Origin of the sequence: Providencia alcalifaciens (assembly GCF_020271745.1) — a bacterium.
GTDB classification, from domain to species: Bacteria; Pseudomonadota; Gammaproteobacteria; order Enterobacterales; family Enterobacteriaceae; genus Providencia; species Providencia alcalifaciens_B.
In genome coordinates this window covers 891,801-911,675 of sequence record NZ_CP084296.1, presented here as the reverse complement: position 1 = coordinate 911,675, position 19,875 = coordinate 891,801, and the positions used below count along the sequence as shown (strand labels likewise).

Below are 19,875 nucleotides of genomic sequence, written 5' to 3'. Positions count from 1 at the left end.
TGTCGGCTTGTTTTATATAAAAGAATGTAATTGTCAGTCTTAAAATCGCCATAATAATAGCGATTTTAAGAGCCTCTCAGGCCTAAACTCCCCATATTTTCTCGACATACTCTTTGATGGTTCTATCGGAAGAGAAATAGCCCATATTAGCAATATTATTGAGTGTTTTTTGCACCCATAGCGTGGGGTTTTGGTATAGCTTATCGACGGCATCTTGGGCTTGAACGTAAGAGTGGTAATCGGCAAGCAATTGATAATGATCGCCAAAATTAATCAGAGAATCATAAAGCGGGTAATAGCGGTTAGGGTCATCAGGGCTGAAAATGCCCGAAACGAGGGAATTGAGGACATTGTGCAGATCTTCATGTTCTTGGCAAATCTTTCTTGGGTCATAGCCTTGTGCACGAATCACATCAACTTGCTCGGCGGTATGTCCAAAGATAAAGATATTTTCTTCGCCAACATGTTCACGAATTTCAATATTGGCGCCGTCTAATGTGCCGATAGTCAATGCGCCATTGAGGGCAAATTTCATATTACCTGTTCCAGAAGCTTCTGTTCCTGCAAGAGAAATTTGTTCGGATAAGTCGGTGGCGGGAATAATTAACTCCGCTAAGCTCACACTGTAATTTGGGATAAAAACCACTTTTAAGCGGTTTTTGATTCGGGCGTCATGGTTAATCACATTAGCGACGTCATTGATGAGCCGGATGATCATTTTAGCGTTAACGTAGGATGAGGCGGCTTTCCCTGAAAAAATCACCACGCGCGAAACCCAATTCTTTTCGGGGTGTTGCAAGATACGCAGGTAGCGCCCAATAACTTGCAAGATATTGAGTAATTGGCGTTTATATTCATGAATACGTTTGATTTGTACATCGAACATGGCATGAGGATCGACAATGATATTGACGTTCTTAGCGATATAATCGGCGAGAGCAACTTTGTTTTCTAACTTGCAGGTTTTTAACCGCTCAATAAATAAAGGAAAATCTATGCGTTGCTGTAGGCGTGAAAGTTCGGTGAGATCTTCCCGCCAACTCTCACCGATGGTTTCATCAATCAAGCTTGCAAGGGGTTTATTACACAATGCCAGCCAGCGGCGTGGGGTAATCCCATTGGTGATATTGCTAAAACGCTCTGGAAATACTTTGGCAAAATCAGCAAAAATTTCTTGAGTCATAAGCTCAGAATGCAGCTTTGACACGCCATTGACTTGGTAGCAGCCCACGACGGCAAGCCATGCCATGCGAACATAGCGCCCATGGGATTCATCAATCAGAGATAATCGAGTTAACAGTTCCGGATTATTGGGGTAGCGCTGTTTGATTTTAGTGAGAAAGTGGTCGTTTATTTCAAAGATAATTTGCAGGTGGCGAGGGAGTAATCGCCCGAGAAGGTCCACAGACCAACGTTCTAATGCTTCACTCATCAGAGTGTGATTGGTGTAGGAAAAGATCCTTTCACTCATTTGCCATGCGGCCTCCCACTCATATTCGTGTTCATCTATCAGCAAGCGCATCAGTTCAGGAATCGCTAAAACGGGGTGGGTATCATTTAGATGGATTGCCACTTTATCCGCAAGGTTAGTTAACGTGCCGTGGACTCGGTAATGGACATCGAGGATATTCTGCAAGGTCGCTGATACAAGAAAATACTCTTGTCCAAGACGCAAAATTTTTCCCGATTCCGTAGAGTCATTGGGATAGAGCACGCGGGACACATTTTCAGAAAAATTTTTATCTTCAACCGCCGCAGAATAGTCTCCTTGATTGAATTTGTTGATGTTCATTTCATTGGTTGCATGGGCTGACCATAGCCTCAGTGTATTTGTGGCATCACAACCATAGCCCATCACAATTTGGTCATAGGCACGTGCGAGCACTTCTTCGGTTTCTATCCAACGTACCACTTTGCCTTCTTGTTGAAGACGGCCTGCAAAACGGACTTTGTAGCTGAGGTTATAGCGCGGAAATTCCCATGCATTACCATATTGTAACCAACGGTCTGTTGACTCAACTTGTTGTCCATCAATAATATTTTGCTGAAACATGCCATATTCATAGCGGATACCGAACCCCACCGAGGGCACTTTCAAGGTTGCAAGGGAATCTAAAAAACACGCAGCAAGACGCCCTAAACCGCCATTACCTAAACCGGGATCATCCTCTTCCTCTAAAATAGCATTCAGTTCAAAGCCCATTTTTTTCAAGGCCGCAGACACATCCTCGTACATACCTAAATTTAATAAAGTATTGGAGAGGGTGCGTCCAATCAGGAATTCCATGGATAAGTAAGCGACAGCGCGATCCGATTGAGATAGAGAACGGCGGATGGCGCGTAACCAGCGATCAACGGTTAAGTCACGAATGGCGTAGGAGATGGCATTCAGCCAATCATGTTGTGTAGCAATGATTGGGTCTTTGCCAATCATAAATTTCAATTTGGTTTGAATGGAGTCGATCAGTGTGTTGATCCGCTGTTCACGATTTTGGATGGTCAATGGATTATTCATGGTCAGCGCCTTTCGTCGTTGGGTCATTAAGAGTTGGGTCATGAAGCTTTGATTCAATTAAGTTCTGGTAAAGCGCAAGGTATTTTTGGGCGGAAGCTTGCCAGCTAAAATCCATCTTCATACCTTGGCGGCGTACGCGTTTCCAGCGAGTCGGTTCATTCCAAAGAGCAAAAACGCGACGTACTGCATCATTGAGTTCAGTGGCTTTTCCATGATTGGAGCGATAACCGTGATAATCATGAAATACAAAACCGGTTGCCGTGCGATCTGCCAAATTTTCGAGGGAGCAATCGGTAACGGTATCGGCTAGCCCCCCCGTGTGGCGAACCAGTGGGAGAGCGCCATATTTCAAACCATAAAGTTGGGTCAAACCACAAGGTTCGTAGCGGCTTGGCACCACAATCACGTCAGCGGCCGCGATCAATTTATGGGCATGAGGTTCGTCATAACCAATCAGGACAGAAACCTGTTTAGGGTATTGGTGGGCGAGTTGCTCAAAGGCGTGTTGCAGGTCGGTGTCGCCACTGCCTAAAACGGAAAGTTGCCCGCCTTGGTGCAGCAAATTGGGGATCACTTCCAGCAAGAGGTCTAGTCCCTTTTGTGTACTGAGGCGACTGACGACGCCAAACAGTGGCGCTTTATCGGTGACATTAAGTTTGTTTTCTCTCTGGAAGGTCATTTTGCTGATGGCTTTACCTAGCATATTTTGCCGACCGTAATTATGTGGGATCAACGGGTCAAGTTGCGGATCCCACACTTGGTAATCCACACCGTTTAAGATCCCCAAAATATCCGCTTGAGATTGGCGCTGTTTCAGTAAACTGGCGAACCCATAACCGTATTCGGGAATGGTGACTTCTTTGGCATAAGTGGGGCTAACAAAGGTGATTTTATTGGCGTAGAACAGCCCCGCTTTGAGGTAGGAAATTTGCCCATAAAATTCTAAGCCTTCAAGGGAGTAAAACCCGTTAGGTAGCTGTAACTCAGGAAAATGGGTTGCCGAAAATAGCCCTTGGTAAGCCAGATTATGGACGGTAAATACGCAAGGAACAGGGGTGTTTTTGGCAGCGAGATAGGCGGCGCATAGTCCTGCATGCCAGTCGTGGGCGTGAACAATGTCGGGTCGCCAATCCGTATCAAAACCACAGGCAAGTTCGCAGCTTATCCAGCCTAATAAGGCAAAGCGCAGATAGTTGTCCCTGTATTCTTGTTGATTATTGTCATGATAGGGGCTGCCTGTACGCTGATAAAGATGCGGGGCGTCAATTAAATAGAGACCGACACCATCATAATGACCAAAACGCAAAGTGATGGGGCCTGCAAATGTATTGATATGGCTGCCAACCAACGTGTGGGGAACCGCATCCAGTAGCGCGGGAAAACCGGGTAACACGATGCGGACATCAGCTCCTTCAGCGATTTGAGCTTGGGGCAATGCACCGAGCACATCCGCTAAACCGCCTGTTTTGAGTAGAGGAAATAGCTCTGAGCCTGCATGAAGTATGCGCATCTGAACCTCCTTTAAGCCGCAAGATTATCGAGCATTTTTTGAGTGACAAGGACGACGCCACCTTCAGAGCGATAGAAATGTTGGGCATCCCATTGTGGGTCTTCACCAATAACCAGTTTGTTGGGTAACACACAGCCGCTATCGATAATGCAGCGTTGTAAGCGGCAGGCATATCCAATAGAGACATCGGGGAGGATCACGCAGGCATCGAGCTGGCTGTGAGCATTCACGCGGACATTTTGGAAAATCACGGAATTAGCAATTTTGGCGTCTTCGACGATGGAGCCTGCATTAATTAATGTGTTGGTAATTTGGGGGGATTGCAGTGATTCACCTTGAATAAATCGAGCTGGCGCCAATGGGGAGTGGCTCGTCCGAATTGACCAATGGGGGTCATACATATCCAGTGCGGGCTTGGCTGAAACTAAATCAATATTGGCGTTCCAGTAGGCATCAATGGTCCCCACATCTCGCCAGTAAGGGGATGAGCCTACATTAAAGTCGGAATAGACGCAGGAGCGGCTAAATGGGTGCGCCCAAGCCTTGCCTTGTTGTACTGCTTTTGGGATTAAGTTTTTACCAAAATCATGTTGTGTATTCTGCTGTTGCTGCTCTTCAGCGAGTAATTGATAGAGGTATTGGGCATCAAAAACGTACACGCCCATACTGGCTAATGCGACATAAGGCTTTCCCGGCATTGGTGGAGGAAATTGAGGTTTTTCAATAAAATTAATGATTTGTTCATCATCATTAATGTCCATAATGCCAAATTCAGACGCTTGGCTACAGGGTACTTCAATGCAGGCCACCGTGCATTGGCTCCCTTTCTCAACATGGTCGAGCAACATGCGAGAATAATCCATTTTGTAGATATGATCCCCGGCTAACACAATGATGTATTTGGCTTGATATTGGCTAATAACATCGAGATTTTGAAAGATAGCATCGGCGGTACCTTGATACCAATCTTCGATATCCTGTTTCTGTTGAGCAGGGAATATTTCAATAAATTCATTGGTTTTCCCGTTTAGAAATGACCAACTGTGCTGAATATGTTGGATTAAGTGATGGGAATAGTATTGGGTGAGTATACCAACCCGGTAAATGCCTGAATTAATACAGTTAGATAAGCTGAAATCGATAATTCGAAACTTCCCGCCAAAGTGGAGTGAAGGTTTTGGCTGCTTCTGAGTCAGGGCTTTGAGACGAGATCCTTTACCACCTGCCAAAACAAGCGCAACCGTATTGCTCGGAAGTTCCTTGGCTAATAGCTGCCTCGAAATAGAATTTTGGTCGATGTAAAAAGGCATTTTCTCTAACATATCAATTCCTTAATGAACACTTTATGAAAAATCGTGGCGCCGCATTACCACGAAGGTTTTTGGGGGAATAGCGCGAAATAAGTGGCAATAAAAAGGCGGGACAGGGTGCCAATTCCCTTCGGGAAGCGTGAACGAATGGGCTTGCTCAGTGAAATTAATCAGTAATAGCCATTGGCCGGAAAGTAACACTTGCATGGGGCATGATTGCTGCCACTGCTCAAAGGTTATGGGGAAGCCTTGGTTATTTAGCCATTCAACCGTTTTATTCGGGGGCAGTGAATGCCACCATTGCCCCGAAACCAGTGCAGGGATCTGCTGGCGTAAAGCGATAAGTTGTGCTGTAAATTCCATGAGCGCACTATCCGCTTCCTGCCAGTTAAGCCAGCTTATTGGGTTATCTTGGCAATAAGCATTATTATTTCCTTGTTGGCTATGCCCTAGCTCATCCCCTGCGCGCAGCATCGGCGTGCCTAATGACAAGAACAGCAAACTTAATAAATGGCGCTGACTCTGTTGGCGTTCCGATATTATCTTTTCAGTGGCGTTTAATCCTTCAAAGCCATGATTATTGCTGCTGTTGTCGTCGCTACCATCTTGGTTATTTTCACCGTTGGCGTGGTTATGTTTGTGATTAAAACTGACTAAATCTCGCAACGTAAAACCATCGTGTGCGGTGATGTGGTTAATTGAAACAAAACTAGGGCGATGATTCTGTGAAAAGCGGGTTTGTGAACAATGGTTTTGTGAAAAACAGTCCCGTGAGCCAGCTAGGCGGTTTGCCAAGGTACCGATAGGCATATCACAATATAAAACAGCACGGCGGCAATCATTGCGAAATTGGTCATTCCATTCGGCAAAAGGCGGTGGAAATTGCCCTAATTGGTAACCGTTGTTGGCGAGATCCCAAGGTTCAGCAATCAACTTAAGCTGCCCAAGAATGGGGTCTTGGGTGATAGCCTTAAGCAGTGGAGCCTGAGAATTAAACGCCGGCGTTCTTCCCAATATTGTGGCTAAATCAAAGCGAAAGCCATCAACATGGCATTCAATCGCCCAAAAATGCAGGCAATCAAGCACCCATTGGCTTACTGCCGAGTGAGACAATTTCAGCGTATTACCGCAGCCCGTCCAATCCACATATTCGCTATTGTCGTTTAACCAGTAATAGGTGGGGTTATCTAACCCCCTAAACGATAAGCAAGGCCCTGAACGGTCTAATTCGGCCGTGTGGTTAAACACAATATCGAGGATAACTTCAATGCCAGCACGATGTAGGGCTTTGACCATATCGCGAAACTCACTCAACGGCGTAGAACCTGCTTGCCCAGACCAATATTGAGGCTCAATCGCAAACGGTGCCAGCGTGTTATAGCCCCAGTAATTAGTGAGATTTTTAGCCTGTAATCGCGGCTCGTCCAGATGAAATTGCACAGGGAGCAACTCAAGCGCCGTTACGCCAAGTCGCGTTAAATGCTGGATTATGCAAGGGTGTGTGATAGCGGCATAACTCCCCCGTAAAGCGGGTGGAATTTCAGGGTGTTGCTTGGTAAGCCCCCGAACATGAGCTTCATAAATCACGGTTTTTGACCATGGAGTATGAAGAGGGGTGTCTCCTTGCCAGTCATAAGGTTCATGGCTGACGACGGAGTAAGGTTGCTGTTTACCACTGAGTTCGCGGCTGTAAGGGTCAATCAGTAAGTCAGTTTCATCAAAATATAATCCTGCCTGGGGTTCCCATTTCCCTCTGACACGATAACCATAATGCAGACCTGCTTTTGCACCCATTAAATAACCATGCCAAATGTGGTTATCTCCTCGATAGAGCGGGTAACGAATTTCATCACCGAGTGAGTCCAGCACGCATAAGTCAATGTGTTCAGCCCGCTCGCTGTAAATAGCAAAATTGACGCCGTGTTCATCTATGTGGCTACCAAGGGGGTGTGCATGACCTCGCTGAAAATTAAAGAGTATCATTCGGTAGCTCCTGTTTCAGATACTTCCGTTTCAAATACAGGGTGGCTAAAGGGGGAAGCGTAATATTTAGGGAGTGATTTTTACCGTGAGCCGCTATTGGCTGGGTGGATATTGCCCCCTGATTTCCCATATTACCGCCCCGATAATAGTGAGAATCGGTATTGATAATTTCTTGGTAGCAGCCCGATTGGTGAACGCCAATGCGGTAATTTTCACGAAGAACTGGAGTGAAGTTGGCGACCACTACAATTTCATGGTTGTGGGTATCTCGGCGTACAAAGGCGAATACTGAATTTTGGTGGTCATCAACCACCAACCATTCAAAACCTTGTGGGGAATAGTCAAGTTGGTACAGCGGGGGATGCTGCTGATAGCAGTGATTTAAATCACGTACAAGGCGCTGTACACCTGTATGCCAGCCATCATATTCAGGGTTCAGCAAATGCCAATCTAGCCCTGTGTCGTGATCCCATTCTCGCCCTTGGGCGAATTCTCCTCCCATAAACAACAATTTTTTACCCGGATGTCCCCACATAAACCCATAATAAGCCCGTAAATTGGCGAATTTTTGCCATGTGTCGCCGGACATTTTGCCGAGGAGTGATCCTTTGCCATGCACCACTTCATCATGGGAAAGGGGTAAAACGAAGTGTTCGCTGTGGGCGTAAAACATACCAAAGGTCATTTGCTGGTGATGATATTGGCGGTAAATCGGGTCAAGAGACATATAGTGCAGAGTGTCGTGCATCCAGCCTAAATCCCATTTGAAATCAAAACCTAAACCGTGATTTTCAATAGAGCTTGTGATATTTGGAAAGGCGGTTGACTCTTCGGCTATCATTAATGCATGGGGGCAGTTCTGTTGAATAATTTGGTTGGTATAACGTAGAAAATCGAGGGCTTCGAGGTTCTCTTTGCCGCCCCATTTGTTGGGGACCCATTCCCCGTCTTCGCGGCTATAATCGCGGTAGATCATTGAACTAACTGCATCGACTCTTAATCCATCGACACCAAAACGTTCTAGCCAATAGAGGGCATTGCCTGCCAAAAAGTTGGCCACTTCATAGCGGCTGTAGTTGTAAATCAAGGTGTGCCAGTTTTGATGGACGCCTTCGCGCGGATCTGCATATTCATACAGTGCGGTACCATCAAATTGAATTAACCCATATTCATCATTGGGAAAATGGGCAGGTACCCAATCAAGGATCACTTTGAGGTGATGCTGGTGGGCGGTTTGAATCAAATAGAGAAAATCCTCAACGCCACCAAAACGATAGGTTGGGGAATAGAGTCCGATAGGTTGGTAGCCCCAAGATCCATCAAACGGATGTTCGCTAATAGGGAGCAACTCGATATGGGTAAACCCCATGTCTGCCACATAAGGAATAAGCTGCTCAGCCAGTTGTCGGTAGCTGAGCCAGCCATTATTATGTGGATGGCGACGCCAAGAGCCTAAGTGCACTTCGTAAATCGAGACTGGCGCGGAAAGTGGCGAGCTGGCGCTGGCGAAGTGCGGCGGAGTTTGTTTACCTGGCAAGGTTGTTATCACTGATTCTACATGAGGAAACAGCACGCTTTTGAGTGCGTAAGGGTCTGCTTTGACCCGCATATAGCCCTGGCTATCTTGTAATTCATATTTATACGCTTGCCCGAGTTTGGCTTCAGGAATGAACCGTTCCCAAATCCCCACTTCATGGCGCAATGTCATTGGGTGAATGCGCCCATCCCACTGATTAAATTCACCGACGACAGAAACCTGTTGGGCATTGGGTGCCCATAAAGAAAAAATCACCCCATCAACACCGTCGAAGTTGACGGGGTGGGCACCAAGACATTCATAGGGACGTAGATGGGTGCCTTCTGCCAGTAGCCAACCATCTATATCTCGAATGAGAGTGCCAAAGCCATCAGTGTGCTTTTTAATTGTTTGGGTTTCTGCGGGGGATATTTCCGCAGAGCGACGCCCAGAAGTTATTTGAGAAATAACTTCGCGATTTTTATTTGGCAAATAAATAACCTCAAGAAAAGTGAAATGAGCAATTTAAACTTTACTTAAATTATTTGATTTGTATTTGATAGGCTTCACATATTTAGCTTTAAATTTAATTAAATTCGTTATTTAACAATGAGTTAATTTGTTTTTGAATAGTATTATTAAGTTATCAATTAATAATACTCAACGTAATTAAATGCATAATTGAATCACTATCACTCGATTATGATCGATATCGAAATATCGGGTGATTATTTATCTTTAATTACACTTATTCGGAGTGGTTAATTGAGTTATTCACTTTTCTCTACTTCAAAAATTATTGATTGATAAGGTTGTAGGGTAATTGGCTGATTATCGTCATGGGTATTTGCAATATTACTTAAATATACTCGGCGATAATTTTGGTGAATAGCCTGCGGCTTATCGCTGAAATTACAGTAAATATCGATGGCGCGTGAACCTAATGTTCGTCGATAAGCAATAACGGGTTCAGGGGCGTTAATGTCTGAAAATTCACCTTCGACCAAAATATCGCTAATCGGCGAATGGCGGCGTAGGGTAATTAATTGCTGGTAAAACGCGAAAAGTGAATCGGGTTGCTGCTGTTGGGTGGCGGCATTAACCTCTCGGTAGTTAGGATTAACTTTCAACCATGGAATTCCTGTTGTAAATCCGCCATGACGTTGGTTATTCCATTGAAATGGTGTGCGCGCATTGTCGCGGCTACGCTGAGTAAAATAGTTCATCATGGTGGTGTGAGAATATCCGTGAGTTTTACCCCATTGGTAAAGTTTAAAAAGATGCAAGTCATGGTGTTCGTCTAATGTCAGTGGGCAGTTCGTCATGCCAATTTCTTGCCCTTGATAAATAAATGGTGTGCCTCGCTGAGTCAGTAAGAACATCGCCAACATTTTTTCGGCGATAGGGGATATGGCGCCTTTCGGTAAGAATTTGTTCAGTGAGCGCGGTTGATCATGATTTTCTAAATAAGGTGCACCCCAACCCACTTTCTGGGTCGTGAGTTGGCTTTTTAGGAAAACAGGTTTTAAACGTTCGCCTGTGATTGGAGCAAGGGAGAACGGAGGCTGCTTGGCAATATCGAGATCCGCAATACTGAAGTCAAACACCATAGAAAATGCCCCATCTTCCCCGATATAGTCAGCAAGATCCTGCGGAGAAACATCGATTTCAGCCACCGTCATTGAGTTTGCAGGGTGGAAGGTTTGGCTGGCGAGCTCTTTTAAAAATTCATGTATGCCCGGTTGGTTAACCACCCAAGGAACTAAAGACGCGGAACCATCTTCCCGATCGGGAGGGAATTGATAAGGTGAGAGGGCTTCAGGGGATTTTTTAATATTGCCGATGGCATCAATGCGGAACCCTGCAATTCCTTTGGCTATCCAACGGTTGATCATTTGGATAATTTCTTGGCGTAATTGTGGGTTTTCCCAATTAAGATCCGGTTGCTCGGGCCCGAAAGAGTTGAAGTACCAGCGAGTGCTATCTGGAACCTGAGTCCACACTGGGCAATCAAAGTAGGTGCGTAAATTGTTCGGTGGAGTGGGTTTATCCCATTCAATAAATTGGTAATAGCCTGCATAAGGGCTGTTGGGATCGGCAAGGGCAGCTTCGAACCAAGGGTGCTGGTTTGAGCTGTGATTAAGCACTAAGTCCAGTAGGATTTTAATGCCACGCTGCGAAGCTTGGCTGATTAAAATATCAAGGTCATCATTGCTACCAAAAACCGGATCGACGCTGTCATAGTTGGCAATGTCATAGCCATTATCCTTCATCGGTGATTCAAAAATTGGGCACAGCCAAATCACGTTTATGCCTAAAGATTGAATATAGTCTAGCTTGGCGGTGATACCTGCGATATCGCCAATACCGTCGCCATTATGGTCATAGAAGCTTTTAGGGTAGATTTGGTATACCACTGCGGATTTCCACCATGCTTGAGCCATTTTGTTTCTCCCTAATCAAAGTAAGATGTCAGTAAATTACTTTAAATATAGGCAATGTGTGTTTTTGTGCGATGCATCATTATTTTGCGAAATGCAAATGCAAACTAATATCATTAGCGCTATGTTTCATGTAAGATATCCGCCATCTTCGGGTCATGAATTATGACTAACGATAATCACATTGAAAGGTGGAGAAATTTAGATGTTCGCAAAATCATTAGTTTCAGGGTTTGCCCTATTATCCGTTGTTGCGTTAGCGGGTTGTGATGACGCTAAGCAAACACAAACTGCAGCGCCAACGACCGAGCAGCCAGCAACAGAGAAAGCAGCTGAAAAACAAACGATTGTCGTTGAACATGCTCAAGGCAAAACTGAAATTCCTAGCCATCCACAACGTGCGTTTGTGATGAACATGGAAACCTTAGACATCATCGATGCGCTGGGTATTCCGGTGATTGGTGTTCCACAAACTAACGTCTATTTCCCGAAGTTTTTAGAGAAATATCGCTCCTCAGAATATATTAATGGCGGGAGCTTATTTGAGCCGGCTTATGAAACTATCAGCAGTGTAAAGCCTGATGTGATTTTAGGTGGCAGCCGTGCTCGCGATGCTTATGACAAACTAAGCGGTATCGCACCAACGATTTCTCTGGACATTGATAACAAACATTTTATTGATAGCCTGATGGAACGTACGATGCTGTTAGGTTCGTTATTTGGTAAAGAAGAACAAGCGAATAAACTTGTTTCTGATTTCAAAAACAAAATTAATGATATCAAAGGCAAAACCCCTGAAGCGGGCAAAGCGATGGTGATCTTAGTGAGTGGCGGTAAAATTTCTGCTTATGGCCCAGGTTCCCGTTTTGGTTTTATCTTTGATGTATTAGGCTTCGAACCTGCTTATGTCTTCACTGAAGATACTGGCCGTCATGGTAATATCGTGCATTCAGAACTGTTATTAAAACTGAATCCAGACTGGTTATTTGTTATCGACCGTGATGGCGCTATTGGTGCGAAAGATGCGCAACCTGCGGCAGACGTGTTAGACAATGCATTAGTGAGAAAAACTTCCGCATGGGAAAAAGGCCAAGTAGCTTATTTAGATTCTTCAGCGGTTTACATCGCTGGTGGTATCCAAACATATTCCCAATTAATGGATGATGTAAACAAAGCTCTAGAGAAGAAAAAAACGAATTAATCAATGAAAACGCTTTATCTCTTTTTTGGTATCATCGCGTTATTGGTATTAGCGGTATTAAGCTTGTTTATTGGAGCGGGTGATGTGTCACCCGTTTCGCTTTTCACTGATCCCGAGATGCAAGATATCTTTTTTGTGAGTCGTATCCCTCGCACCGCCGCCTTGATCCTTGCAGGTAGCGCCATGAGTGTCGCGGGGCTGATCATGCAGCTACTCACCCAAAACCGTTTTATCGAACCTTCCCTTGCTGGCACCACGCAATCTGCGAGCCTTGGTTTACTGTTCGTGATGATCCTGTATCCAACCGCGTCTATCATGACCAAAATGGTGGTGGCGAGTGGATTTGCACTGCTAGGTACAGCGCTGTTTATGCTGATTTTACGCAGGATTATTCTGAAGTCCGCCCTAATAGTGCCGTTAGTTGGCATTATGCTTGGGGCAGTGATCAGCGCGCTCACCATTTTTACCGCCTACTATTTTGACCTGCTTCAATCTCTAGGTGCTTGGATGAGCGGGGATTTTTCCAGTATTTTACAAGGTCGCTATGAGCTGCTTTGGCTGGTGGGTGGTTTAACACTAGTCGCCTGTTTAATTGCTGATAGCTTTACAGTGGCAGGGATGGGGCGTGAGTTTTCCGTTAACGTTGGCTTGAACTACCAGAAAGTAATGACCATTGGGTTATCTATCATCGCCTTAATCAGCGGTGTGGTGGTGGTTGTCGTCGGCGCATTGCCATTCTTAGGGTTGATTGTCCCGAACCTGATTAGCTTGGTGATGGGGGATAATATTCGTAAAACTATCCCATGGATCTGTTTGGCAGGCGGCGGCTTAGTGCTGCTGTGTGACATTATTGGTCGCTTAATTCGTTATCCGTTTGAAATTCCTGCGAGTGTGATTTTAGGTGTCGTAGGTGCGGTTATTTTCCTTTATCTCTTGTTAAAGCATCAGCGTTATGGAAAAAGTTAATTCATTAAGTTTGCCAGTGAAAAAAACGTTTACGCCAATCCAGCGCATCGGTTTGTTGGCTATGCTGTCAGTGCTGTCGATCATTTTGTACATGACCATTAATTTGGGCAGTAATCTCGCGTATATTCTGCCCCATCGTGGTTATATCGTGCTGACGATGATCATTGTGGCGTTTGGCTCTGGGGTGTCGACGGTTCTGTTTCAAACTATCGCTAATAACAAAATTCTGACACCATCCATTATGGGGTTAGAGGCATTGTTCATCCTGTTGCAAACTATCTTTGTGTTTTATACCGATAGTTTTCCCGCATCATGGCTGTTGAATATTGGTAAGTTTTTACTGGAATCGTCCCTGCTGGTGATTTTCTCTGTACTGCTGTACCGCTGGTTGTTTATCTCCGTCAAAATGAATATCAATTTAGTTTTGATGGTGGGGATTATCCTCGGAACACTGTTTCGCAGTGTGGCGACCTTGCTGCAACGATTGATGGATCCGAATGAGTTTTCCATCTTACAAAGCCGGATGTTTGCGACTTTCACTAAAGGAACGCCGGAACTGATTCTGTTCACACTGGTGATTACTGTGATTGTGGGCATTCTGCTTTGGCGCATGCGCTACTGCTTCGACGTGCTCGCACTGGGACAAGCTAATGCGGTGAATTTAGGGATTAACTACCGTCAGCAAGTCACCGTAATCTTATTACTGATTTCTGTCTTAGTGGCAATTTCCACGGCGCTGGTGGGCCCGCTCACGTTCCTTGGCTTGATGGTGGCTAACTTGGCTTACTACATCGCAGGAAGCAGCCAGCATCGCTATTTATTGCCGGTTTCTTTCCTACTCGGTGTGATTGCATTAGTGGGCGGACAGCTGGTTCTTGAATATGGATTAAATAAAGCGGGCACCTTGTCTGTGGTACTCGAGTTTGTCGGTGGAATATTCTTTATTTATATGGTGTTAAGAAGGTTTTAGTATGATTGAAATTCATCAGATATCGAAAAGTTATCAAGATACTAAGGTCTTAGATAACGTTACAACCAATATTAAAAATAGCGGTGTTACTTCAATCATCGGTCCAAATGGTGCAGGTAAATCAACGCTGTTGTCGATTATTGGTCGCTTATTATCGGCGGATCACGGTTATGTCAAAGTGAATAACTTGGATGTCTCGACAACACCAAGCGACCAACTCGCAACCTGTTTATCGGTACTTCGCCAAGAAAACCAATTTGCTAGCCGTTTAACGGTGGAGGAGCTGGTTGGTTTTGGGCGTTATCCTTATACCAAAGGGCGCTTAACACTGGATGACAAACAGAAAATCGACGAATCTCTGGCGTTTTTGAACTTAATTGAGTTTCGCCATCGTTACCTTGATGAGCTTTCTGGTGGCCAGCGTCAGCGTGCGTATGTGGCAATGGTACTGTGCCAAGATACCGAATATGTGCTGTTGGATGAGCCTTTGAATAACTTGGATATGAAGCACGCGGTGATCATGATGAAATTACTGCGCCGCGCGGCGGATGAGCTAGGCAAAACCATCATTCTGGTTATCCACGATATTAACTTTGCCTCTGTGTATTCAGACTATATTGTGGCGCTGCGAAATGGGCGTTTGTCTTACCATGGCGAGCCTCAAGAGATCATGAAATCTGAGATTTTAGAGGAAATTTTCGATACACCGCTGGAAGTCAAAGAGCTGGATGGACAACGTATCGCGCTGTATTACTGATTTTTATTTAGAATAAAAGAAAGAAACTTAAGATTGCATTATGCGACAATTTGTTGCGTAAAATGTTCTTTTGGACTAACATTAGCTACAAGTGAGACATTTCTGTCTTGTGGTTAATCTTTTGTGAGTAGGTGAACATTATGGCCATTTCAGTCAGATTAGATGATGAATTTGTGTCTGATGCTAAAATTCACGCTGAAGCGAAAAGCAGAAGTGTTCCTAAGCAAATTGAACATTGGGCGAAAATTGGCAGGATTGCTGAAGAAAACCCTGATCTATCTTATAGCTTTATCGAAGAAATGCTCTTAGCAAAAGCTGAAGTCGAGAATAACAAGGTATCTCGATATGTCAGAAGAACAAAACGAGATTGATGTTTATCAATCAGCTAGGTTTGAAAAATCATTGAAGAAAATGTCTGACCATGATGCCAAAATTGTGGAAGACGAAATTGATAAAATCATTAAAAATCCGTTAATTGGTGAGCAAAAAAAAGGGGATTTAAGCTACCTTAGAGTTCATAAATTTCGGCTTAATGAATTGACTGCATTGTTGGGATATTCATGGATTTCATCAAAATTAGAGTTGTATTTACTCACTATTGGTTCACATGAAAACTTCTATGATAATCAGAAAAAACGGACTAAAGCTGATTTGATTTGGATGAGTTAATGATAAGATGGCGGCAAATAATGCCGCCATTTTTGTTTTAGTGTATAGAAATGTTATTGCGGTGGGATCGTAATATTTTCGTCGCTGTCTAGCTCATCCAATGGCTGAAGGATTTCAAGGCGCTTGATGCCATCAGCATTCACCACTAAACGCGCTAATTCATTGTAGGCTTTCTTATTCATGATGACCCGGCGGCACAGGTAAATATGATAAACCTTTTCGCCAATAATCGCGGGTTCATCATCATTAACCATCAACTCTTCATAGCTAATATCGAGATATTTCAAAAAGTCTGAAATATTAACCCGTGTAATATCCACAATAGATGATTGAGTCTGCATAAAGGCCGCAGAATGGCTGTGCAAGGTGACATCCTTGCGATAATACAGAATATCTTCCACGCGCTGCACATTGACCAAATTCACCCAGTGGGACTTTTGGCGCATTTCATGAATATCAGGGGATAGGGTGCTTTCTTTTAGAAAGCGGAATGACTCTTTACATACCCCAACCGGCTCTTTGACCCCTTCCCGATAAATACGCAATTGACGGTCAGGGATCCAGCGTTGAAATAACCGATATAGCTGTTCACGGCCAATCTCTTTTAAGCGATCTTTAAAGATATAACCAATCACCATCGCCAAGAATAAATTGGCGCTGAGCGCACCGTATTTACCTTGCCACATAAAGGCGATAAATGTAGCGAAAATCATCGAAATTGCGGCTGCAATACCATAAATGGAGTGCAACAGTAATGGAAGGCCTCGTTTGTGGCGGATCTCTAAATAGAGATAACGGTTAATATATTTTTTCAGCAGGTTGCGTCGATAGGTGACCATCTCTGCATCGTTTTCATCATGTGGAAAGCTATCAGGTGCGAGTTTTTTCAAGTAACGCATTTCTTGATACCACAGATGGCGAATTTCATCGCGCAGAGGAAGCTGTTTGTCTTTTAATAAATCCTGTAAGTAAAACAAGGTGTAATGAGACATAAACTCATCGCAATAAGCGAAAGCGTTGGATTGGATGACGCTCTCAATTGGTGCTGCATAGATACTGAGTTCTCGATAGCGTTTAAGCCCGTGTTCAATGTCTGCCAGCATCCCTGTTATGTACTCTTCAGTTTGTCGTTGAGAGTTCTGAGATACCATTTTCAGGGTTAGCCGCACGCTGCGTTTAAATGTAAGTGCAAAGCGTTTTAGATGGTTTTCATATTCATCTAATGTTGGTGGTAACTCAGGATCTAGCCGTTCCAACCAGCTTTTCAATTCATCGACTAGCCCACCTTCTGCGGGAATAGAAGAAAGTTGTACCGTAGGCGCTCGCAGTCGAATATAGTTTTTTAAGCTGCGCTGAAGATTTGAAGGGGTGTAGAGATCCGGGTTAATTTGCATCGATGCTGGAAGAAAAAAGAACGTTTCAACTTGGTAGCGGATCTCTTTTGATTTTCGAGGGAAAAAGACTTGCTGTTTGATTTCAAACTGCTTTTTACCGTGGATTTTCAGAGATTCTTTAATCATGGTCTTCCTACCGGTGTTTCAGCGTATTCAAATTTGGGGGGAATACGATGCAAGTATTTATCAAGGAAGAGCAATAGTAATGTGGATGGCAATAAAAGAGAAGGAAGACAAAGAGAAGGGAAACAAAAACGGCCGCTAATGTTTACTTCCAAGCCAAAGCGGAAATAAATAGTCGGCCGTTTTAGGCGTTCGTTATCAGTTAAACATTATTTTTTAGCTGCTGGGCGAACGGCGGTTACTTCAATTTCCACTCTCCAAGCTGGGTTAGCCAGTTTAGCGACTTGGAAGGTAGAACGAGCTGGCAGATTGGTCACTTTTTCAGTTTCATAGAACTTGTTGTAGCCAGCCATGAAGCCAGCGAAGTCCATAGTTCCTTTAGTTTCATCACCACCAACTAAGAAAACTTGCATTTTAACAACGTCATTCATAGTCAGACCCATTTCACCCAGAGTCGCTTGAATTTGTTTCAGAACGTTGATTGTTTGTACTTCGGTGTTACCGTAAGACTCTAAAACACCTTCTGGAGCATCTTTAGAAATTTTAGAAGGAACTTTCCCGCTCAGGAAGATGAGGCTGTTGTTCGCGCTGATTTCTACTGATTCAGCGATTGGGAAACCTTTAACTGGAACACGTTTCACATCGTCTGCTGCGTTTGCAGTTGCTACACCTAAAACTAAAGGTAAGGAAAGCAGTAAAGTTTTGTAGCGCATAATAACTCCTTTATATATGAAAGTAGGAACCTATTAAGACTGTAAGGTACTCGATAGGTTCCATCTAATTGTGTTTCGCTTTAATTAGTTAAAACGAGACAGTTTATAAGGCGTTGGATCGATAAATGTCTTCTCGTCCATTAACAATTCAGCAGTTAATCGACCAGCCGCCGGGCTTTCAGTCATACCCCAACCAGTCGCGGTATTAATAACCAGACCTGGGTATTGTTCAACTTTAGAAATGATTGGAATCTCGTCATCAGTTGGAGAAACGGTACCACCCCAACGTTCAACAACTTTAGATTCTTTAAATACTGGGAATTCTTTTCTCAGGCGATCAAGCACACCATCTAAGTGTTCATTGTTTGGTGTGTTAGTTGCTGTACGGAACTCTTCGAATGGTGTTTTCTCGTCTAAATTCCAAGAGGTTGCCATAGTGAATGAGTTGAACAGGTCTTTACCGAGAGAGAATTCTAATGGTAATTCACCGCCGCCTAATACGTGCAGGAAGCGAGGTCCTAACAGGAAGCTGTCTTTCACGATAGAACTGGTGAAGATACGTGGTGCAACTGCGTAAGTACCATCGGCTTGTTCACGGAAGTGGATACCGTTTGGCAGGTGAACGTTACCTTTAGGTGCGCCTGGAACGCCAGTAATACGCTGTTGAGACAGGTAAACGTTCAGAGTAGGGACATCGACACCTAAGTTACCCATGAACAGACGTGACCAGATACCACCAGTCAGAACGACGTGAGAGGTTTTGATTGCGCCTTTTTCAGTCACAACGTCAGAAATTTTACCGCCTGCAGTTTCTAAGCCACGAACTGCGCAATTCAGGTAGATTGGAATACCAATTGATTTTGCGTAGTTAGCCATTGCTGGGGTAACAGTTTCTGGGTCAAGGCTACCTGAATCTTCTTCAAAGCCACCAATTTTCCATGGGCTTTGTGCATCAACCAGACGATTAGCCAGTTCTTGACCTTCAATCATGCGGGTTCTCAGTGGCGTATCGAAACCTGGGTTTTCAGACGCAGATTTGATCCACGCTCTTGCAACTTCCAGATCTTCTTCACTTGAAGGGACTTCAACGCGGCCTTGAACACGGTAGCTAGTATCAGCACCGATTTTTTCGTTCATGCCGAGCCATTGAATTTTTCCGTAGTGGTGTAATGGGAAAATAGCTGGAGAGGTTTTATAACTGATGATCTGGCTGTATGCGCGACCCGATTGTTCGCCGCCGACAACGCCTTTTTCACAGATAACAACGTTTAAGCCGCGCTCTTTCAGGTTAATCGCGGTCATGATGCCTTGCAGACCTGCACCGATAACGACTGCATCAGCAGATGCTGGTAATTTACCTTCGGTACCTGCGACTGCTGGTACACGCGATGGTGTAGCTTCAAAACGACCTTCTCTGCGGATCATAGGGACAACAGCTGCGCCCCCAGCAATAACACCAGCAGCACCAACCCCTAATAATAGTTTTCTTCTCGAGATTTTCATCTATAACCTCAATAACAATCTTGTTTTTTATATAGTAAATAATTTCAAATTGAGATGATGATCTTATCATATATTTTGAAATTGTTAAGTATCGAAAGTATTTGTTAATAAAATTGAGTGAAAAGTTTGAGTGAGTTATTTGATCTGGTCAGTGTTGTTGGGGGTTTGTCGCAATTTTGATTATTTTATCAATAGCAGAAATAGGCAATTTTAATTGTTAATGTCAGAAAAAGTGTACAGGTGTAAATATCTAAATTTAAGATAAGATAAATATTTCAGTGTTTATATTGAGGAAGGGTTAAAT

14 protein-coding genes and 1 pseudogene are annotated in these 19,875 nt (G+C 44.1%); 6 read left to right on the top strand and 9 right to left on the bottom strand.

What is annotated here, in order from left to right:
- Positions 1-82: 82 nt before the first annotated feature.
- The 6 genes and pseudogenes from glgP to LDO51_RS04025 all read right to left on the bottom strand — a co-directional run bounded on the left by glgP (position 83) and on the right by LDO51_RS04025 (position 11,278).
- Positions 83-2,515, bottom strand: coding sequence for a glycogen/starch/alpha-glucan family phosphorylase (gene glgP / locus LDO51_RS04050; protein WP_225576454.1), 2,433 nt, complete (start codon positions 2,513-2,515; stop codon positions 83-85).
- Positions 2,508-4,025, bottom strand: coding sequence for a glycogen synthase GlgA (gene glgA, locus LDO51_RS04045; RefSeq protein ID WP_225576453.1), 1,518 nt, complete (start codon positions 4,023-4,025; stop codon positions 2,508-2,510). The genes glgP and glgA overlap by 8 nt, the downstream gene beginning before the upstream one ends.
- A gap of 11 nt (positions 4,026-4,036) precedes the next feature.
- Complete coding sequence (glgC, locus tag LDO51_RS04040) at positions 4,037-5,347, bottom strand: glucose-1-phosphate adenylyltransferase (RefSeq protein WP_423810958.1); 1,311 nt, start codon at positions 5,345-5,347, stop codon at positions 4,037-4,039.
- Positions 5,348-5,368: 21 nt separating this feature from the next.
- On the bottom strand, positions 5,369-7,318 hold the full coding sequence (gene glgX / locus LDO51_RS04035) for a glycogen debranching protein GlgX (RefSeq protein WP_225576452.1): 1,950 nt from the start codon (positions 7,316-7,318) through the stop codon (positions 5,369-5,371).
- Positions 7,305-9,302 (bottom strand): annotated as a pseudogene (glgB, locus tag LDO51_RS04030) (1,4-alpha-glucan branching protein GlgB); the annotation flags it as partial. The pseudogene glgB and the gene glgX, both read right to left, overlap by 14 nt.
- 302 nt (positions 9,303-9,604) lie before the next feature.
- Positions 9,605-11,278: a glycoside hydrolase family 13 protein gene (locus LDO51_RS04025; RefSeq protein WP_225576451.1), complete on the bottom strand. Its 1,674-nt coding sequence runs from the start codon at positions 11,276-11,278 to the stop codon at positions 9,605-9,607.
- A gap of 202 nt (positions 11,279-11,480) precedes the next feature.
- On the opposite strand from LDO51_RS04025, the gene LDO51_RS04020 reads away from it, so the two are divergent.
- The 6 genes from LDO51_RS04020 (at position 11,481) to LDO51_RS03995 (ending at position 15,838) form a co-directional block, all read left to right on the top strand.
- Positions 11,481-12,476, top strand: coding sequence for a siderophore ABC transporter substrate-binding protein (locus tag LDO51_RS04020; protein WP_225576450.1), 996 nt, complete (start codon positions 11,481-11,483; stop codon positions 12,474-12,476).
- Positions 12,477-12,479: 3 nt separating this feature from the next.
- Positions 12,480-13,442 carry an ABC transporter permease gene (locus tag LDO51_RS04015; protein WP_225576449.1) on the top strand — a complete coding sequence of 321 codons (963 nt, stop codon included), beginning with the start codon at positions 12,480-12,482 and terminating at the stop codon, positions 13,440-13,442.
- Positions 13,429-14,412: an iron chelate uptake ABC transporter family permease subunit gene (locus LDO51_RS04010; protein ID WP_225576448.1), complete on the top strand. Its 984-nt coding sequence runs from the start codon at positions 13,429-13,431 to the stop codon at positions 14,410-14,412. Before LDO51_RS04015 ends, LDO51_RS04010 begins: the two co-directional genes overlap by 14 nt.
- Before the next feature lies 1 nt (position 14,413).
- Positions 14,414-15,169: an ABC transporter ATP-binding protein gene (locus tag LDO51_RS04005; RefSeq protein ID WP_225576447.1), complete on the top strand. Its 756-nt coding sequence runs from the start codon at positions 14,414-14,416 to the stop codon at positions 15,167-15,169.
- Between the two features lie 140 nt (positions 15,170-15,309).
- Entirely contained in the window at positions 15,310-15,540 is a 231-nt protein-coding gene (locus LDO51_RS04000) for a ParD-like family protein (protein ID WP_225576446.1), read from the top strand.
- Positions 15,515-15,838: a type II toxin-antitoxin system RelE/ParE family toxin gene (locus LDO51_RS03995; protein WP_225576445.1), complete on the top strand. Its 324-nt coding sequence runs from the start codon at positions 15,515-15,517 to the stop codon at positions 15,836-15,838. Before LDO51_RS04000 ends, LDO51_RS03995 begins: the two co-directional genes overlap by 26 nt.
- 53 nt (positions 15,839-15,891) lie before the next feature.
- Here LDO51_RS03995 and LDO51_RS03990 read toward each other — a convergent pair whose 3' ends face one another.
- The 3 genes from LDO51_RS03990 to LDO51_RS03980 form a co-directional block, all read right to left on the bottom strand.
- Positions 15,892-17,358, bottom strand: a complete 1,467-nt coding sequence (locus tag LDO51_RS03990; protein ID WP_225576444.1) for a hypothetical protein — start codon at positions 17,356-17,358, stop codon at positions 15,892-15,894.
- 206 nt (positions 17,359-17,564) lie between these two features.
- Positions 17,565-18,068: a RidA family protein gene (locus LDO51_RS03985; protein ID WP_036949217.1), complete on the bottom strand. Its 504-nt coding sequence runs from the start codon at positions 18,066-18,068 to the stop codon at positions 17,565-17,567.
- 84 nt (positions 18,069-18,152) lie between these two features.
- Positions 18,153-19,571, bottom strand: coding sequence for an NAD(P)/FAD-dependent oxidoreductase (locus tag LDO51_RS03980; protein ID WP_225576443.1), 1,419 nt, complete (start codon positions 19,569-19,571; stop codon positions 18,153-18,155).
- Positions 19,572-19,875 lie beyond the last annotated feature (304 nt).

Bases quoted from the DNA above. Each gene is read 5' to 3' on its own strand.
- LDO51_RS03995 (WP_225576445.1), top strand. From the start codon at position 15,515: ATGTCAGAAGAACAAAACGAGATTGATGTTTATCAATCAGCTAGGTTT.
- LDO51_RS03980 (WP_225576443.1), bottom strand. From the start codon at position 19,571: ATGAAAATCTCGAGAAGAAAACTATTATTAGGGGTTGGTGCTGCTGGT.
- glgP (WP_225576454.1), bottom strand. From the start codon at position 2,515: ATGAATAATCCATTGACCATCCAAAATCGTGAACAGCGGATCAACACA.
- glgC (WP_423810958.1), bottom strand. From the start codon at position 5,347: ATGTTAGAGAAAATGCCTTTTTACATCGACCAAAATTCTATTTCGAGG.
- LDO51_RS04010 (WP_225576448.1), top strand. From the start codon at position 13,429: ATGGAAAAAGTTAATTCATTAAGTTTGCCAGTGAAAAAAACGTTTACG.
- LDO51_RS03985 (WP_036949217.1), bottom strand. From the start codon at position 18,068: ATGCGCTACAAAACTTTACTGCTTTCCTTACCTTTAGTTTTAGGTGTA.
- LDO51_RS04025 (WP_225576451.1), bottom strand. From the start codon at position 11,278: ATGGCTCAAGCATGGTGGAAATCCGCAGTGGTATACCAAATCTACCCT.
- LDO51_RS04000 (WP_225576446.1), top strand. From the start codon at position 15,310: ATGGCCATTTCAGTCAGATTAGATGATGAATTTGTGTCTGATGCTAAA.
- LDO51_RS03990 (WP_225576444.1), bottom strand. From the start codon at position 17,358: ATGATTAAAGAATCTCTGAAAATCCACGGTAAAAAGCAGTTTGAAATC.
- glgX (WP_225576452.1), bottom strand. From the start codon at position 7,318: ATGATACTCTTTAATTTTCAGCGAGGTCATGCACACCCCCTTGGTAGC.
- glgA (WP_225576453.1), bottom strand. From the start codon at position 4,025: ATGCGCATACTTCATGCAGGCTCAGAGCTATTTCCTCTACTCAAAACA.
- LDO51_RS04015 (WP_225576449.1), top strand. From the start codon at position 12,480: ATGAAAACGCTTTATCTCTTTTTTGGTATCATCGCGTTATTGGTATTA.
- LDO51_RS04020 (WP_225576450.1), top strand. From the start codon at position 11,481: ATGTTCGCAAAATCATTAGTTTCAGGGTTTGCCCTATTATCCGTTGTT.
- LDO51_RS04005 (WP_225576447.1), top strand. From the start codon at position 14,414: ATGATTGAAATTCATCAGATATCGAAAAGTTATCAAGATACTAAGGTC.